Source organism: Streptomyces sp. Act143 (genome assembly GCF_003143935.1).
In the GTDB taxonomy this organism is placed as follows: Bacteria; Actinomycetota; Actinomycetes; order Streptomycetales; family Streptomycetaceae; genus Streptomyces.
On the sequence record NZ_QFRX01000010.1, the window covers coordinates 1 to 208 of the forward strand.

The window sequence follows — 208 nt, forward strand, 5'->3', positions numbered from 1 at the left end:
CTTCACCATCTGCACCGGTCAGGAGGAGTCCCGCAAGGATGGCATCGCCACCATCGAGGCGATCCGCGAGCTCAAGCGCCGCCATCCGCAGGTGCAGACCACGCTGGGGTTGTCGAACATCTCCTTCGGTCTGAATCCGGCGGCCCGCATCCTGTTGAACTCCGTGTTCCTGGACGAGTGTGTCAAGGCGGGGCTGGACTCGGCGATC

General features: G+C 63.9%; 1 protein-coding gene. It reads left to right on the plus strand.

Features of this window, described 5'->3' with window-relative positions; genetic code table 11:
- Positions 1-208, plus strand: a 208-nt coding sequence (locus tag DI272_RS43705; RefSeq protein WP_146238446.1) for a dihydropteroate synthase, incomplete at both ends; no start/stop codon positions are given.